Annotated in this window: 1 protein-coding gene; it reads right to left on the reverse strand. The window is 38.7% G+C overall.

What is annotated here, in order from left to right; all coding sequences use genetic code 11:
* Positions 1-594 (reverse strand): hypothetical protein (locus DRF57_RS23820; protein ID WP_157969934.1); only part of this gene is annotated, 594 nt, incomplete at both ends.

Genomic DNA, 594 nt, shown 5'->3' on the forward strand with positions numbered 1-594 from the left:
GGATCAGGTCATTATTATAGTTCTGGATTCCGTCAGTATTCAGGCTCATTCCGGTAGGTTGGTAGACGTTGTCAGGATTGTCAAATTTTATTTTTCCTACCTGGTCATTCTTTAAGATCCTTCCTTTTATATCATAGGTATTCCTGTTGGAAGTCGGTTTTATTCCCGTTACCGGGTTGGTCCAGTTGATAAGACGGTTATTATCATCATAATCAAAGGATTCTATAATATTGAAATTCCCCAGTACTTTTCTGGATCTCAATTCATTTTTGACAGCATTAAAGGTATACTGAATATTGACCAAAGGATCTCCCACATAATTTACATGATTAATTTCCCGAATCATCCCTGTGGCATCATTATAGGTATTTTTTACTTCTGAAGTTCCCAGCATTGCTTTGAGTACCTGTGCTCTGGCATTGGTTTCTTTCAGCTCCCATAACACCTTTCCGGAAATTTGGTCTTTTACCTGGGCAAGCTCCCCGTTCCACGGGTTGTACAGGTTTTCAATAGAGGCCTTTGTTACAGTTCCTGAAGAAAGTAGTTCCTTTTCATAGGAGATTACTTTTCCTTTGCTGTCATAGACTACATTTT

Origin of the sequence: Chryseobacterium rhizosphaerae (assembly GCF_003385455.1) — a bacterium.
In the GTDB taxonomy this organism is placed as follows: domain Bacteria; phylum Bacteroidota; class Bacteroidia; order Flavobacteriales; family Weeksellaceae; genus Chryseobacterium; species Chryseobacterium rhizosphaerae.